Here is a 14,258-nt window from a genome sequence, read left to right on the forward strand (position 1 = left end):
ATGGCTAGCGGCCTTGGCTTTCGGGGACGGGGATGGCTTTTTGAATCACGGGCTCGCCTTCATCGACCGGGATGGCCTTGGGGATCTCGATTTCCTCTTCATCGAGGATCGGTGAGTCGTCAGACACCGGCTGGGCCTTTGGAGGACGGTTGGACGTGGTGGCCTCTGGCACCTCGCCGTCGAGAGGGATGGCCTTCGCCGGGTGATCGGGGCAGAGATCGTTTTCGGCAGGCACCATGTCCTTCGGGACGTTGTCGGTATAGGCCTCTTGGGCGGCTTCGCAGCCGGCGGTGGCACGCTTGCCGGAGCTGCGGCAGAGGCGGCACTCGACGAAGGAAAGCTGTGACTTCAGGCCCTCCGCCTTGTAGCCGAGCTTGTCGGCGGTCTTCATGACTTCCACCCACACGGGCAGGGCGAGGGTTGCGCCGTAGCCCTTTTCGATGGTCTTCTTCGGCGTATCCAGGCCGACCCAGACGGCGCAGGTGATGCTGGAGGTGTAGCCGGCGAACCATGCGTCCTTGTAGTCATTGGTGGTGCCGGTCTTGCCACCGCAGTCCTTGTTAAAGCCAAGGCTCTTGATGGCGGCCGCGGTGCCGCGGGTGGTGACCTCGTGCAGGATGTTAGAGACGCTCCAGGCCGGGCCCTTGCTGACGGCTTCGTAGGAGATGTAAGGCGAGTCACCTTTCTCCGGCCACACCACGTTGCCATTGCGATCGCGGATCTCCTTGATCAGGCGCGGAGCGTAGCGGACGCCGCAATTCGGAAAGACCGTGTAGGCCGAAGCCACTTCGTAGGTGCTGGCTTCCCATGCACCGAGGAAGGACGTCGGCAGCTTCGGCATCGGGGTCTCGAAGCCGACGGAAAGGGCGACGTCCGCGACCTTGTCGATGCCGGCGCGATTGCCGACGCGCACGGACATGGTATTGCGCGATCGGATCAAGCCGGTGGAAGCGGGAAGGTAACCGCCGAATTTGCCGTCGGAGTTGTGCGGATGCCAGGCGCCCGCGCCGCGGATTTCGCCGCGCGAGATCGGACCATCGTCAATCAGGGTATCCGGGCGGATGCCACTTTCGAAGCCGGCGAGGTAGACGAAGGGCTTGAAGACCGAACCGATCTGCCGCTTGCCTTGCAGGGCGCGGTTGAACTTCGACTCGTCGGCATTGCGACCGCCGACAATGGCGAGCACGGCACCGGTGAGGTTCTCGATGGCGACCACGCTGCCCTGGAGATATTGGGGCTGGGTCTTCTTGTCGATGGGCAGCGCGTTCCATGCGGCGCGCGTCTGGTGATCGTAGCCGGGCCGCCGCTCGATCTCCCGCAGCTTCGCATCCAGTGCTTCCTCGGCCTTCTTCTGAATCAAGTGATCGATGGTGGTGGTGATCTGGAGTCCGCCGAGCTCGATGTTCTCTTCTTCCAGGATGCGCTCGAGTTCGCGGCGGATCGCATCCATCGCGTAGCTATCGTGGAAGATGCGTCGCCACTCCGGGCGGATGGAAATGGGCTCCTTCTTCGCGGCTTCGGCTTGGTCCGCCTTGATGAAGCCTTCCGAGACCATGCGATCGAGCACGGTGTTCCGTTCGCGGATGGCCTTGTCGATGTCCTTGAAAGGGGAGAAGGCATTCGGGCCGCGGACGATGCCGGCGAGCAGTGCGGACTCGGAGAGGGTGAGGTCCTTCGCGGATTTCTCGAAGTAAGTGCGCGAGGCTTCCTCGATGCCGCGGACCTGGTGGCCCCAGAAAATCCGGTTCAGGTAGTGCTGGAGGATTTCCTCCTTCGAGTAGGTCGACTCGATGCGGTAGGAGACGGCGGTTTCCAGCAGCTTGCGATCGAGCTCCTGGATCTTCGGCGAGAAATCGAGAAGCGAGGCTTTCAGCGCGAAGCTATTCCGCGCGAGCTGCATGGTCAGGGTGGAGGCACCCTGGGCGGCGCCGCCGCGGACGAAATTTTCCTTCACCGCGCGCCCTACGCCGATCCAGTCGACGCCGCCGTGGGTGTAGAAGCGTTTGTCCTCGCGGGCCAGGATGGCGAAAATGAAGTCCTGGGCGACCTCGGAGACCTTGATCACGTCGCGTTTCTCGCCGTGGATGCGGCCGAGTTCCTCGCCGCGGCGGTCGAAAACGACGGTCCGCTCGGGCATTTCCGCGACCTTCGCCATGTCGTAGGGACGGGCGCGGACGAAATAAAATCCGGCCATGGCGAGACCTGCGTAAAGTCCCGCGATCAGTGGGTCGCCGAGGAGCCGGATCGGGACGCGGAGGAACTTCGGCAGGGGAGAAATGAGGCCGTGGAAGATTAAAAACGGCCAGAAAAGGATCACGGAACCAAGTCCGACGGGCTTTCGGGCCGGTTCGGTCTTCTTGCGGTTGGACGAGCGCTTATCGGAGAATTTTCCGGTTGGGCTGCCGGGGTCCTTCGGGGATGATTTCGGCATGGACGTGGAGAACTTAACGCGGATGGTCCGCGGATGCGAAGGCGATATCGCACCTCAAACAAAGGTGGGCGAGTGTGTCGCTTTGACGTGTGAGAAAGCGATGAAGCATCCGAGATTTTTCAATGGAGTGGCGGCGGCCGTTCTGGCTTCCGCCTTGTTGCAACCGGCGTGGTCGCGCGAGCCCGTGGGCTCGATCGAGGACATACGCAAGCTTGAAGGCAAGATCGCAGCCGTAGCGGAGAAGGCGATGAAATCCACCGTGGCCCTGATTTCCGAGGAAAGCGGGGCTTCCGGGTCGGGCGTCATTACCTCCGCCGACGGACTGATCCTGACCGCGGCCCACGTGATCGAGGGCGCGGAGCAGGTGCTGGTCGTCTTCCCGGACGGCAAGCAGGTGAAGGGCAAAGTGCTCGGCGCGAACATGTCGAAGGACATCGGCATGGTTCAGATCGAGGAGAAAGGCCCGTGGCCCTTCATTGAGCGCGGGGAATCCAAGCCGCTGGAAGCGGGCGACTGGGTGATCGCGATGGGTCACTCGACGGGATTCGATCCGGCGCGGACTCCGCCGGTGCGATTCGGCTCGGTGGTTTCGGACGGCCCCGGGAATTTCCTGACGACGGATTGCACGCTGATCGGCGGTGATTCCGGCGGTCCGCTGTTCGACCTGAATGGCAAGATCGTGGGGATCAATTCCTCGATCGGTGATGCCCTGAAGAATAACAACCACGCGGGAGTGGATGGTTTCAAAGAGGACTGGGACCGGCTGATCGCGGGGGAAGTCTGGGGCCAGCTCCAGATGGACCCGATGTCGAATCCGGAGCGAGCCGTCATGGGTATCGAGCTCGGGTCGCAGGTCCGTGGTGGCGGGATCGTCATTTCCGGCGTGAGCGAGCATGCGTCGAAGGCAGGCATCCGCCCGGGTGACATTCTCCAGAGTGTGGAGGACAAGCAGGTGCGCGATGGCCGCGCGCTGCAGATCTTCCTCGCGAAGAAGCAGGCGGGCGACAAGGTCAAGATCGGCATCTTGCGCGCGGACAAGCCGCTCAAGCTGGAGATCGAATTGAAGCAAAAGAACCAGATCCGCTGAGCCTGAATCTGAATCTTAAATTTAGTCCGAACCGGAACCTTTTTCATCTTCGTCCCATTATGAGAACCAGTCTTCTTGCGACCGCATTTCACGCCGCCCTGGTGGCCGGCGCGTTCGCCCAGGGCCGCGGCGAGGTGCCGCTGATGCGCCCGGAGGAAGCGGAAACGGTGCAGCGCCAGTCGATGGAATTCATCGACGCGGTGCGCCCGTCCGTCCGCCCCGTGGTCCCGTCCACGCTATGGGTGTGGGCGGATACCGGCTATGGCCTGCGCTCGGTGGCCTACGGCACCGTCGTCCAAGACGGCACCAAGGCGCTGACCAAGTGGAGTGAGATCGCGATGACCCGCGGCCCGATCAAGGTCGTGGGTGGCGATGGCACCACGGCAACGGCCACCGTGATCGGTGTCTATCAGGAGGAGGACCTGGCCCTGCTCCAACTGAAGGGTGCGAGCTATCCGGCGGTGAAGCTGACGGATCGCGAAGCGCCGAAGCTGGGCCATTTCCTGATCGCCGCATCGCCGGATGACACGCCGGTGAGCGTGGGGGTGGTGGCGGTCGAGGCGCGTTCCTTGCGCGAAAAGGACCAGGCATTCCTGGGCGTGATCGCGAATACCGATCCGCCAGCGAAGGGCCTGAAGATCGAGGATGTCGAGAAGGGCAGCGCTGCAGCCCTTGCGGGTCTTGAGAGCGGCGACCGCATCCTTGCGCTCAATGGCCGCACGGTGACCAATCTGGTGGAGCTGAAGTCGGTGCTATCCGGTTTTCACCCGGGGGATAAGATCGCGATCCGGTATCTCCGCAAGGGTGCCGAGGCGACCGCCAATGCCGAGCTCAAGGAGCGGAACGTGGACTACCCGGAGATTCCGAATGGCCGCCTGCGCCAGATGGAGCGGATGGGCGCGGATGAAAAAGGCCTGAGTCTGGTGCATGAGGGATTTCCCAGCGTGATTCAGACCGACCTGCGCGTCGGCCGCGAGCAATGCGGCGGGCCGGTGGTGGATCTGGATGGCAATGTCGTGGGAATCGGGATCGCGCGTGCGGACCGTACGCGGAGTTTTGTGATTCCGGCGAAGCATGTGATCGATCTGTTGTCACGCGAGCCGGTTTCCCCCGAGGTCGCCCAAGCGGCGATGGAGGAGGAAGAGCAGGCGAGACAGCGGCAGGTGGGTCAGAACATGCCACCGCAGCAGCGGGTTCCGCGCGCGGTGCCAGCGCCACCGGGGGCGGCGGAGAATCTGCGGCATCACCTGGAGGAAATGGAGAAGCTGATGGACCGGATGCGGGCGGAGATGGATGGGCTGGATGAGTGATCCAATGTGCTTCGCTTCGTGAGCAACAGGTAGAGTTCTTCAGGGCCAACGGCCCACGATTCCTAAGCCCCGGGCAACGCCCGGGGTTTTTCGTGCGTGGGGGATGGCGGCCTGAAGGGCTGCGATATGGGTGCGGTTTGTCTTCTAACCAAGGCCGGAAATGGGGTTCCACAATCCCTGCAGATTTACGATTGTGACATCCACGATGCCACAATCGCTCTCTCGCATTCTGATCCATTTGGTCTTCAGCACAAAAAACCGGGAACCTGCTCTATCAACCGCACTTCAGGCCGAGCTTCATCCCTATCTTGCGGGAACATTGGACAGTATGGATTGCCCGTCTTTGCGCGTGGGTGGAGTCGGGGATCACGTGCACATGCTATTCGGCCTTTCACGCACCAAAACGATTGCTGAGGTCGTCGAGGCGGTGAAGACCTCGTCATCGAAATGGATTAAATCGAAGGACGCGCGATTGTCCTCGTTCCATTGGCAATCCGGTTACGCCGCATTCTCCGTCAGTCAATCCGATGCCGATCAGGTGGTGGCCTACCTTGCGAATCAGGCGGAGCATCATCGCAAGCGGACGTTCCAGGAGGAATACCGGTTGTTGCTGGAAAAGTATCAGGTGCCGTTCGATGAGCGGTACGTTTGGAATTGAGGGAGCCGCTCACGTATCGCGACCCTTCAGGCCGCCATCCCTGCGCACGAAAAACCCCGGGCGTTGCCCGGGGCTGAGGGATTTCAGGCCGTTGGCCCTGAAGAATGAGCGTAGCGGGTCTCTGTGACTGCGCGGGCCGCGTGGGATTGATCAGCCCCACCTCACAAACACACCCGGCGGAACAACTCGTCCAGCGGCAGCTGCATGCCGATGTAGAAGTCGCCGAATTCGGCGTAGCGGGCGGAGACTTCGTCGAAGCGCATTTCGTAGACGATCGACTTGATGTCGATGGTGTCCTTGGCGAGCAGGGTGACGCCCCATTCGTATTCATCGAGGCCGGTGGAGCCGGTGATGAGCTGGAGGATGCGGCCGGAATAGGTGCGGCCGACGCGGGCGTGGCCACTCATCAATTCGCGGCGTGCTTCGTAGGACAGCGAGTACCAGTTGTCGGCACCGCTGCGGCGCTTGGACATGGGGTAGAAACAGATGGCGGGCCAATCCGGCAGCACCGGGTAGAGGCGGTGCTTGAGGTAGTGCGCCATGCGCTCCTCGAATTCCTTCATCGCCTGTTCGAATTCCGCGCTGCCTTCGGTGAGACCCTTTTCGCCGATCAGGGTTTCGGCGGCGTATTGCGCGGAGGTGGTGGTGTATTCCGAGCTCTCGGTCATCGAGAGATACGAATACGCTGGGCTGAGGATCTCCGGCCCGAGCGAAAGCGTGAGCTGCTTTTCATAGGCCGTGGCCACTTGCAGGTCCGGCGTAAGGAGCATGAAGCCGATGTCCGCCTTCGGGGTGGCGATGGCGAAGGTCAGCAGGTGGGTGTCCTTGGTGGCGCGGATTTCCTGGACCAGTTCGGTGAGGCGGGTCTTGGCCGCACGCTTCTCGTCATCGCCGAGCAGGGACCACTGCGAGTGGTCGATTTGATAGAAGAGGTGCATCACGTGCCAGCCTTCGCGTGACACCAGCGGGGAAACATTCGAATCGGACATGATCAGCGGCGTTCGGGGAGAATGGGAATCGAGGAAAGTTTCTTGAAGGAGCTGGCCGGAGTGCCGCCGGGCGGTCCCTCGAGGACATCGACGGTCCAGAGCTTGCCCTTGCCCGTGCGGTAGGCCTGGAAATCGCCGTCGGCACTGAAGCCATCGGTGGCGGTGAAGGTGGCCGTGGCATTGCCCGTCGTTTCGAAGCGACCGGCACCGAAGCCGCGGGTGATGGGGTCGCCGACGGGGTTGCCCTCGGCATTGCGGAAGATCACGCGCAAGGAGCCGCCGCCGGAGTTCCCGGGGTCGAGCGAGAGTTCCAGCACCGGGATGAGGACGACATCGCGCTTGGCTACGTCGCGGCTCTCGCCGGAGCGAACCGGCTCGCGCCAGAAGGTGCTGCCGGAGGAGATGGTGGCGAGCTGGCCTTTCATCGGGTAGCTCGGCCGGCTGTCAGAATCGCGGGTGAAGGAAAGCAGGCTGAAAAAGCGGGTGAGCACCCAGACCGAGGCGATCATGGCGACCACCACAAAGGTGGCGATGCCGATGACTTCGCGGCGGTTCAGGCGGGGGCGGGGGATGTTCCCCTTGGCGGCGGGCGAAGAAGCACCGCGAGGGCGGTTTTCCCGTGAGGTCGTTTTGGCAAGCAGGTCGTCCTCGTAGCCGTCCGCTTCTTCTTGCTCTTCCTCCTCCTCTTCTTCGTCCACGGAAGGTTCCGGGTCGGCTACGGCCGGGGACGTGGGGGCGCTCGGAGCGGCTGCGGCCGGAGGCGTGTGCGCTTCGTCGATGGCGCTGGTCAGGGCGACGACCTCGTTCGCGGGTGCGGGCGGGGTTGCGGGCTTTGACTTGGCCTTGGGAGTGGCTGGGATTTCGTCCTCGTCGAGTTCGCCGATTTCGTCAGAGGGGGCGGAGCGGGGAGTCAGCGGCTTGACCGGTGAGCTCAGGCCGCGCGGCATGGGCGGCTCGGCGGGGCCGGCGGGCTCGGGCACCGGGGTCACATCCTTGGCTGCCGGAGCAGCTGGGGCGGCCTTTGGCTGGCGGGGCCGGACGGCTGCGGTGGTTTCCTCGTCGAGATTCCACAAATCCTCCTCCGTGGTCTCCCGGGAGAGATCCGAAAGATGCGGGCGATTGCGGCCCGGCAAGCCGGAGGGATTGGGTGGTTCCGCGGACATGGCAGAGGGTGGCCCCCGGTTTAGGAACCACGCCCGGACTTGGCCAGTGGAAACCTCGGCGATGCCTGCCCGGCGGAGGTGACGAATTGGTTCACTGCCGGCTATTTTCGCGCCCGGATGGCCCGCCACCCGCTCCGAAACGGCAAAAAGGGATTGCATGCGGGTCCCGGCGGCGCGATGCACTCGCCAGCAGCATTTCCTCTCCACGATGGCCGACCGCGAAGACAAGAACCGGGAAAACGTCACAGGCAAATTCTACGTCGATAGCCAGTGCATCGACTGTGACCTGTGCCGCGAGACCGCGCCGAACAATTTCACCCGCTCCGACGACGAGGGCTACTCTTACGTCTACAAGCAGCCGGAGAACGACGAAGAGCGCGCCCAGAGCCGCGAGGCGATGGAAGGCTGCCCGGTCGAAGCCATCGGTGACGACGGCAGCGAAGACTGATCTCCAAAGCCATGGCCAAGGAATCCCGGCTCGAAGCGATGCGTCGCGCGGTGCTCCGGGAATGGCGGGGTGAGGAGCCGGCGCACTTGGACGAGCGGCTGCACCTGCCGAAGGAATTCCTGGCATCCATTCTCAAGGCCGCTGGTGCGACCGAGGGCATCGATGAGGAGAAGCTGCGCTCGATGTGGAAGGAAGTGGCGGGTGATTTCGTGGCGCGCCATGCCACGCCGGTGTCGCTGAAGGGCGGCTGCCTGACGCTCCATGTGCTGCAACCGGCGATGCGCTTTCACCTGGAGCAGACGCGCACCGTGCTGCTGCAAAAAGTCCAGGAAGCTGCTGGTGCCGGCGTGGTGAAGAGCATTCGCTTCCATGTCGGCTGATCTCCCTCTTTCATGTTTCGCAATCTGATCTTCGACTGGTCCGGTACGCTGGTGGATGACCTCCCGCCGGTGCTGGAGGCGACCAACCATGTGCTGGGCATTTATGGAAAGGAGCCGCTGGATCGCGAGAGCTTCCGGCGGCGTTTCCGGCTGCCCTATGCGGAGTTCTATGAGGAGATGATCCCCGGCGTGCCGCTGGCGGAGCTGGAGGTGCATTTCCGCAAGGCCTTCTCGGAGTCGACGGCGGCGGTGACGATCCTGCCGCATGCGCGTGAGAAGCTGGAATGGTGCCGCGACCACGGCGTCCGCTGCTTCGTGCTGACGAGCATGGATAGCGATGCCTTCCATGCGCAGCTGGTGGATCTGGGGCTGAGTGATTTTTTCGAGGCGACCTACTCGGGCGTGTTGGACAAGCGGGAGCGGATCCTGGGGATTCTGGAAAGCCATCGGCTGGCACCGGAGGAGAGCGCCTTCGTGGGGGACATGACGCATGACATCGATACCGCGCGGCATGGCAATCTCACGTCGATCGCGGTGCTCACGGGCTACACGCATGCGGGTCCGCTGTCCGAGGCGCGGCCGGATCTGACGGTGCCGGATCTGGCGGTGCTGAGGACTTTGTTAGGTCGGCATGGTTGGAAGCCGCGGCCGGTGGCTACGGTGGGCGCATTGCTTCATGATGGAAATGGCAAGCTGCTGATGGTGAAGACCCACAAGTGGGGTCACCGCTGGGGGATCCCCGGTGGGAAGATCCGCCGCGGGGAGAGCTCGCTGGATGCGCTGCGCCGCGAGATCCGCGAGGAGACGGGGCTGGAGATCACGCATCCCCACTTCGTGCTGGTGCAGGACTGCATCGACTCGGATGAGTTCCAGCGGCCGGAGCATTTCCTGCTGCTGAACTATGTGGCGCGCACGAAGCCGGGGGAGGTGAAGCTCAATGACGAGGCGCAGGAATACCGGTGGGTGACGCCGGCCGCGGCGCTGGGGCTGGATCTGAACCGGCCGACGCGGACGCTGCTGGTGGAGGCGCTGAACCAGGATTTGATCGAGCATCCGGTGTGATGGGTGGTCTTTACGCTTTTGTAGCGGGACGACTGCGTCGTTCCGGCGGGGCGAGGGCGGAAGGTGGATCGCCGCTATCATTACCGCTACGGTCCGCACCCAGCCGGAAGGACGCAGTCCTTCCGCTACAAGAAGAGAAGCCACGCGCTTGGCTTGATTTCCTCATTCGATCATCAAGCCTCCGATCATGGCCGTGACCAATTGGATGAGCTGGGAAGGGGGCGTCGATCTGATCGCCGTGACTGCGCCGGACGTGGCGATGCCGAATGTGATCGTGCACGTGGCGCGGATGGTCCACACGCCGGTGGGCTCGGCTCCGTCGGGGATTGTTTTCTGGCAGCCGGATCCTTCCTTGCCGCCGGCGGTGTGTGGATTCGTTTCCACGGATCCGAAGGTGGGTGCGTATTTCGGCCCGCAGATTTTCGCGGGCACGCCTTTCGAGGGCGCTCCGGTGCTGGATGCGAAGATCGAGATCGTGTCCGGTCCGGATGCTTGCTCGGCGCGGGTCGAGGTAGCTGGACATGTCTTTGAAACCTCGCTCACGGGGCTGGCCCCGGCCGAGCTGATCCAGCGCGCGCCGATCGCGACCGCGCCCTTCACCCAGCAGGGTCTTGAAGCTCCGGCTGCCACGGCGACGCTGAAGGTGAATGGCCAGCCGGTGGAGATCATCATCCCGCCGGTGGGGATCACGGGCGGACCGTGCGCGGTCTCGGCGCCTTGCGGCCTGTATGCGCGTTGATTTCATGGGAGACTTCCACGAGATCGAAATCCGGCGGCTGAAGGTGACGTGTCACATCGGTGTGCCGGAGGAGGAGCGCGCGCTGCCGCAGCAGCTGCGGGTGACGGTGAAGCTGTCGGTGGGGACGCCGTTTCACACGATGGGCGACGAGATCTCCCGCACGCTCGACTACGCCGCGCTGGCGGCCGCCATCCAGGATCTGTCGGCGGCCCGGCCGCGGCGGCTGATCGAGACGCTGGCGGCGGATGTGGCCAATTTGACACTGGAATTTCCTGTCGTGAGCGCGGTGGAAGTGACGGTGGAAAAACATATCCTGCCTGATACCGAATGCGTCGCGGTGCACCTCCGGCGCGAGCGCGGGACGGTCTAACGACTGGCCGCCTCTCCCGGGTTGCAATGCTCGCCTGATCCGCCATCTTTCGGGGACATGGATTCACACGCCGACGCCGAAAAGCTCTCCATCCGGTGCCCCGGATGTGGCCAACGCTTCAAGGTGGGCCTGGAATTGCGCGACCGGATGGTGGAGTGCGGCACCTGCGAGCACCGTTTCCGCGTGAATGACGAGGTGGTGGTGCGGGCGAAGAAATTCTATCCCGGCGAGCGCCGCGCTGCGGCCCTGGACTCCTTTTCCCGTGTCCCGCGGAATGCGGCGCCGTCCCAATCGACCTTTCAGACGATCCAATACGCGCCGGAGCCGGTGCACCGCACCATCGAGCCGACCTCGCCGCTCCGGCTGGTGCTGGGCTTCAGCGCGGTGCTGATCGCGGTGATCGTGATCCTGATGCTGATCTTCGGCGGTATGCCGGGTGGGGTGCTCTACGGGGCCTCGCAGTCGAAGCGGCTGATGCTGGCCGTTTTCTCGGCGGTGGTCAGCGGCGTGCTGCTCGTTGCGGCGAATCCGCGGGCGCGTGGCCGGGCTGTTTTGGCGGCGCTGCTGACGGCGGGCGGATTGATCTCGCTGCCGTTCTTTTTCACGAATGGGGTCACGCTTGCCAGCAGCGGGGCGGATATCGCGGAGGATGCCCCGGCTGCGGGAACTCCCGGCAAGGAAACGGAAAGGCCGAAGACGGCGGAGGAGGAGAGCGTGGCCGCGCTGAAGCGGCAGGTATCCTACGAGCCGCTGGCGCGTGCGCTGGAAACCGATCCGAAGGCCGTGGGCCTGTGGCTGCGCGGCCTGCGCGAGTTCCACCGGCCGCAGGTGCGCGACTACATCATCCGCAACTCCGGAGCCGATCCGAGCTCCCACATGTATCCGCGCTCGAATGAGTATCTGATGGTGGTGACGGGTTTCAAAGGGGACATCGGTGATCTCGCGCGCCTCTGCGAACGCTTCGGCGAGGTTCACCGTCCGTCCGATGAACTGCGGATCATCGAAGTGGTGGTGAAGAATGAGAGCTTCCAGGAAGGAGCGCTCGAGAAGCTGACCGATCCGGCGAATCCGGCCTTCTATGAGCTGAACAAGCGCGAGCTGGAAAGCATCGACCTGGAGCGCGCGCGCAAGGCCGTCAATCGCCTCGCTCCGGTGGAGCCGAAGCTTTACCGCAAGGACATCGTCAAGCGGATGGGCGAGCTGATCCAGGAGGGCGACTTCGCGATCCAATTCGAGATCGGCAAGGCTTTGCCGAAGTGGAGCGAGCCTGGCGACGGGATGGAGGAGGTGGTGCTCGGCGTGCTTGAGAAACTGCCGGCGGATGGCGAGGTGGCGGAGCCACTGGTGACCTTCCTCGCGGGCCGCAAGGACATGGCCGCGGTTTCCTTGCTCGATCGCTTGTGGCTGCAGGAGCCGAACAAGTGGGAGGAGAATTACGGTGCCTTCGGCCAGCCGGTGGAAGACAAGGTGCTGTCCCGTCTTCCCCAGACGACTCCGGTCCAGCGGATGTCCGCGGTGCGCCTGCTAGGCAGGGTCGGCACGGCGAAGTCGGTGCCGGTGCTGGAAGGCGCGATGAAGGATGCGAATCCGGAGATGAAGGTGCTGATTCAGCACGCGTTGGAGTCGATCCGTGGGCGAAAGTAGGTTAAGTTCGGGCATGGAGGGAGGACCCGAGAAGAAGGAGCCGGCGTCCGGAAAGCCGGAGGATGAGACGTGCGCGATCTGCGGACGCGAGGCGGTGATGGTGGTGGATGGCGTGGGCTGGTGCGAGTCGTGTGTGCACGCGCGTGGATCGTGCTGCGGGGAGGCGGAGATGGAGGAGTGAGCCTAGGGTGGTAAGTCGTTTTTTCGGCTCCTTCTCCAGCCCCAACGGGGCGGCAAGCCCTCAGCCCCGGCCAACGGCCGGGGTTTGTGAATGGCCATGATGGCGGCCTGAAAGGTCGCGAGATTGGGCAAGGCTCGCAGGATCAATCAGCGCGTATTTTTCCGGCGAGTCCGTGTTACCAAGATGACCGTGATGCCGGTTTCATCTGCTCACGTCTCGCGTCCCTTCAGGCCGCCGTGCCCTGCGCACGAAAAACCCCGGCCGATGGCCGGGGCTGAGGACTTGCCGCGCCGTTGGCGCTTGAAGGCAAATGCTGCTCCTTACGCTTTCAATGTGCCGGAGCAGCCGCCGGGGCGTCTTTCCGCGAGAACTCCGCGGTATTGCTCAGGTACCAGATCGTCGCGCTGCTGGCGATGACAGCGAAGAGGACGATCATGGTGAGCAGCATGCCGAAACAGGATTTCATCGGGGTGGGGAAAGGATGATCAGCTTTCGGCAGGTCCGGCAAGGTCGGGTTTCAGGCCAGGCGCAGGAGGGCGGCGAAGGCTCCGTCGGTGCCATCGCGCTGGGGCAGGGCCTGGTGGGTGCCTTCCAGGGACAGCTCGGGGTGATCGGCGAGGAGGGCTTCGATGAGGCCGGTGTTTTCCTCGGCTTCGATGGAGCAGGTGGAATAGACGAGGCGGCCGCCGGGCTTGAGGCAGGGGAGGGCGTTCTCGATGATCTGGCGCTGGAGCTTGGTGAGCTCGGTGATGTCGGAGGGCTTGATGCGCCAGCGGACATCGACGCGACGGCGGAAGACGCCGGTGTTCGAGCAGGGGACGTCGAGGAGGATGGCATCGAAGGAGGCGTGCCACTTGGCCGGTGCGGGGGTGCTCCAGTCGTGGCAGTCGATCTCGGTGTCCTTGATGTGGAGACGCTCGAGGTTTTCGCGGAGGCGCGGGAGGCGCTTTTCGTTCGAGTCGGTGCAGATGAGGTCCTTGCCGCCTCTTTGAGCAGCGGCGATGAGGAAGGCCTTGCCGCCGGGGGCGGCGCAGGCATCGAGGATGCGCTCGCCGGGGCGTGGGTCTAACAGGTCGACGCAATGGCGGGTTGCGGGGTCCTGGATGTAGATGGCGCCGGAGGCGAGCAGTTGGGTCGGGATGGGGCCTTCGATTTGGAAGAAGCCATCAGGGAGGTCGGGGACGGTTGTTTCTTCGTCTTCTTCCTGGCTACGGGGCGCAGGTGGGAGATCGGCGCTGGCGGGAGCCAAGGGATTGATCCGCGCGATGGTTGGCGCGGGCTGGTTGTTGAAGAGCATCAGCTCGATCGCCTCGTCTTTCCCGTAGGCCTTCTTCCAGCGCTTCAGCAGCCAGTCCGGATGCGAGCAGGCGACGGCGGGCGGGACTTCGGAAAGATCGAGCAGCTTCTTCTTCGTCGCGGCGGCGCGGCGCATCACTGCATTGATGAGGCCACGGCTGGCGCTCTTGCCGAGTTCCACGGTTTCGAAGACGGCGGCGTGGTCGGGGAGCTCCAGGATGAGGAGTTGGCAGAGGCCGACGCGGAGGATGTCCCGCGTCTCGTCATCCAGCTTCCCCTTGCGAAGCTCGCCGATCCAGTGGTCCAGCAGCCGCAGGTTCCGCAGCACGCCGAGCACGATCGCATTCAGCAGCGCCCGGTCCGCGGAGGAGAGGTCATTCCGCGAGGCATGGCGCTCGATGAGGTTTTCGGCGTAGGCGTGGCCCTTCGTCCATGCACGGAGAATGGAGACGGCAGCGCGGCGCGGGGATTTCATGAAGAAGATTTTAGAGGCCAGAAAC

The 14,258-nt window shown here is 63.7% G+C and carries 15 protein-coding genes; 10 read left to right on the forward strand and 5 right to left on the reverse strand.

The features are described 5' to 3' along the window. Positions 1 to 4: 4 nt before the first annotated feature. On the reverse strand, positions 5 to 2,431 hold the full coding sequence (locus WKV53_RS15375) for a transglycosylase domain-containing protein (RefSeq protein ID WP_341405658.1): 2,427 nt from the start codon (positions 2,429 to 2,431) through the stop codon (positions 5 to 7). Positions 2,432 to 2,531: 100 nt separating this feature from the next. Here WKV53_RS15375 and WKV53_RS15380 point away from each other — a divergent pair, with 100 nt between their 5' ends. The 3 genes from WKV53_RS15380 (at position 2,532) to tnpA (ending at position 5,486) form a co-directional block, all read left to right on the forward strand. After that, positions 2,532 to 3,518: a S1C family serine protease gene (locus WKV53_RS15380; RefSeq protein ID WP_341405659.1), complete on the forward strand. Its 987-nt coding sequence runs from the start codon at positions 2,532 to 2,534 to the stop codon at positions 3,516 to 3,518. A gap of 59 nt (positions 3,519 to 3,577) precedes the next feature. Beyond that, positions 3,578 to 4,828: a S1C family serine protease gene (locus WKV53_RS15385; RefSeq protein WP_341405660.1), complete on the forward strand. Its 1,251-nt coding sequence runs from the start codon at positions 3,578 to 3,580 to the stop codon at positions 4,826 to 4,828. A 205-nt stretch (positions 4,829 to 5,033) separates the two neighbouring features. After that, entirely contained in the window at positions 5,034 to 5,486 is a 453-nt protein-coding gene (gene tnpA, locus WKV53_RS15390; protein ID WP_341405661.1) for an IS200/IS605 family transposase, read from the forward strand. 161 nt (positions 5,487 to 5,647) lie between these two features. Here tnpA and hemQ read toward each other — a convergent pair whose 3' ends face one another. Both hemQ and WKV53_RS15400 read right to left on the reverse strand, forming a co-directional pair. Continuing rightward, entirely contained in the window at positions 5,648 to 6,475 is an 828-nt protein-coding gene (gene hemQ, locus WKV53_RS15395; protein WP_341405662.1) for a hydrogen peroxide-dependent heme synthase, read from the reverse strand. A gap of 2 nt (positions 6,476 to 6,477) precedes the next feature. Next, the gene (locus WKV53_RS15400) at positions 6,478 to 7,638 is read right to left on the reverse strand and encodes a hypothetical protein (protein ID WP_341405663.1); all 1,161 of its coding nucleotides are present in this window, start codon (positions 7,636 to 7,638) and stop codon (positions 6,478 to 6,480) included. 208 nt (positions 7,639 to 7,846) lie between these two features. Here WKV53_RS15400 and WKV53_RS15405 point away from each other — a divergent pair, with 208 nt between their 5' ends. The 7 genes from WKV53_RS15405 (at position 7,847) to WKV53_RS15435 (ending at position 12,462) form a co-directional block, all read left to right on the forward strand. Next, on the forward strand, positions 7,847 to 8,086 hold the full coding sequence (locus tag WKV53_RS15405; protein ID WP_341405664.1) for a ferredoxin: 240 nt from the start codon (positions 7,847 to 7,849) through the stop codon (positions 8,084 to 8,086). Positions 8,087 to 8,097: 11 nt separating this feature from the next. Next, positions 8,098 to 8,466, forward strand: coding sequence for a DciA family protein (locus tag WKV53_RS15410; protein WP_341405665.1), 369 nt, complete (start codon positions 8,098 to 8,100; stop codon positions 8,464 to 8,466). Positions 8,467 to 8,478: 12 nt separating this feature from the next. Next, positions 8,479 to 9,528: an NUDIX domain-containing protein gene (locus WKV53_RS15415; RefSeq protein ID WP_341405666.1), complete on the forward strand. Its 1,050-nt coding sequence runs from the start codon at positions 8,479 to 8,481 to the stop codon at positions 9,526 to 9,528. Between the two features lie 187 nt (positions 9,529 to 9,715). Next, positions 9,716 to 10,267, forward strand: a complete 552-nt coding sequence (locus tag WKV53_RS15420) for a hypothetical protein (RefSeq protein WP_341405667.1) — start codon at positions 9,716 to 9,718, stop codon at positions 10,265 to 10,267. Next, on the forward strand, positions 10,257 to 10,637 hold the full coding sequence (locus WKV53_RS15425) for a dihydroneopterin aldolase (RefSeq protein ID WP_341405668.1): 381 nt from the start codon (positions 10,257 to 10,259) through the stop codon (positions 10,635 to 10,637). The genes WKV53_RS15420 and WKV53_RS15425 overlap by 11 nt, the downstream gene beginning before the upstream one ends. Before the next feature lie 57 nt (positions 10,638 to 10,694). Beyond that, complete coding sequence (locus WKV53_RS15430; protein WP_341405669.1) at positions 10,695 to 12,281, forward strand: hypothetical protein; 1,587 nt, start codon at positions 10,695 to 10,697, stop codon at positions 12,279 to 12,281. 13 nt (positions 12,282 to 12,294) lie between these two features. Then, the gene (locus WKV53_RS15435) at positions 12,295 to 12,462 is read left to right on the forward strand and encodes a hypothetical protein (protein ID WP_341405670.1); all 168 of its coding nucleotides are present in this window, start codon (positions 12,295 to 12,297) and stop codon (positions 12,460 to 12,462) included. 328 nt (positions 12,463 to 12,790) lie between these two features. Here WKV53_RS15435 and WKV53_RS15440 read toward each other — a convergent pair whose 3' ends face one another. Both WKV53_RS15440 and rsmB read right to left on the reverse strand, forming a co-directional pair. Continuing rightward, a complete protein-coding gene (locus WKV53_RS15440) occupies positions 12,791 to 12,928 on the reverse strand; it encodes a hypothetical protein (RefSeq protein WP_341405671.1) in 138 nt (45 codons plus the stop codon). 51 nt (positions 12,929 to 12,979) lie between these two features. Beyond that, a complete protein-coding gene (gene rsmB, locus WKV53_RS15445) occupies positions 12,980 to 14,233 on the reverse strand; it encodes a 16S rRNA (cytosine(967)-C(5))-methyltransferase RsmB (protein ID WP_341405672.1) in 1,254 nt (417 codons plus the stop codon). Between the last annotated feature and the right edge of the window lie 25 nt (positions 14,234 to 14,258).

Source organism: Luteolibacter sp. Y139, assembly GCF_038066715.1.
GTDB lineage: Bacteria > Verrucomicrobiota > Verrucomicrobiia > Verrucomicrobiales > Akkermansiaceae > Haloferula > Haloferula soli.

Excerpts from the sequence above, each read along its gene's own strand:
- WKV53_RS15375 (WP_341405658.1), bottom strand. The coding sequence starts at position 2,431 with ATGCCGAAATCATCCCCGAAGGACCCCGGCAGCCCAACCGGAAAATTC.
- WKV53_RS15380 (WP_341405659.1), top strand. The coding sequence starts at position 2,532 with ATGAAGCATCCGAGATTTTTCAATGGAGTGGCGGCGGCCGTTCTGGCT.
- WKV53_RS15385 (WP_341405660.1), top strand. The coding sequence starts at position 3,578 with ATGAGAACCAGTCTTCTTGCGACCGCATTTCACGCCGCCCTGGTGGCC.
- tnpA (WP_341405661.1), top strand. The coding sequence starts at position 5,034 with ATGCCACAATCGCTCTCTCGCATTCTGATCCATTTGGTCTTCAGCACA.
- hemQ (WP_341405662.1), bottom strand. The coding sequence starts at position 6,475 with ATGTCCGATTCGAATGTTTCCCCGCTGGTGTCACGCGAAGGCTGGCAC.
- WKV53_RS15400 (WP_341405663.1), bottom strand. The coding sequence starts at position 7,638 with ATGTCCGCGGAACCACCCAATCCCTCCGGCTTGCCGGGCCGCAATCGC.
- WKV53_RS15405 (WP_341405664.1), top strand. The coding sequence starts at position 7,847 with ATGGCCGACCGCGAAGACAAGAACCGGGAAAACGTCACAGGCAAATTC.
- WKV53_RS15410 (WP_341405665.1), top strand. The coding sequence starts at position 8,098 with ATGGCCAAGGAATCCCGGCTCGAAGCGATGCGTCGCGCGGTGCTCCGG.
- WKV53_RS15415 (WP_341405666.1), top strand. The coding sequence starts at position 8,479 with ATGTTTCGCAATCTGATCTTCGACTGGTCCGGTACGCTGGTGGATGAC.
- WKV53_RS15420 (WP_341405667.1), top strand. The coding sequence starts at position 9,716 with ATGGCCGTGACCAATTGGATGAGCTGGGAAGGGGGCGTCGATCTGATC.
- WKV53_RS15425 (WP_341405668.1), top strand. The coding sequence starts at position 10,257 with ATGCGCGTTGATTTCATGGGAGACTTCCACGAGATCGAAATCCGGCGG.
- WKV53_RS15430 (WP_341405669.1), top strand. The coding sequence starts at position 10,695 with ATGGATTCACACGCCGACGCCGAAAAGCTCTCCATCCGGTGCCCCGGA.
- WKV53_RS15435 (WP_341405670.1), top strand. The coding sequence starts at position 12,295 with ATGGAGGGAGGACCCGAGAAGAAGGAGCCGGCGTCCGGAAAGCCGGAG.
- WKV53_RS15440 (WP_341405671.1), bottom strand. The coding sequence starts at position 12,928 with ATGAAATCCTGTTTCGGCATGCTGCTCACCATGATCGTCCTCTTCGCT.
- rsmB (WP_341405672.1), bottom strand. The coding sequence starts at position 14,233 with ATGAAATCCCCGCGCCGCGCTGCCGTCTCCATTCTCCGTGCATGGACG.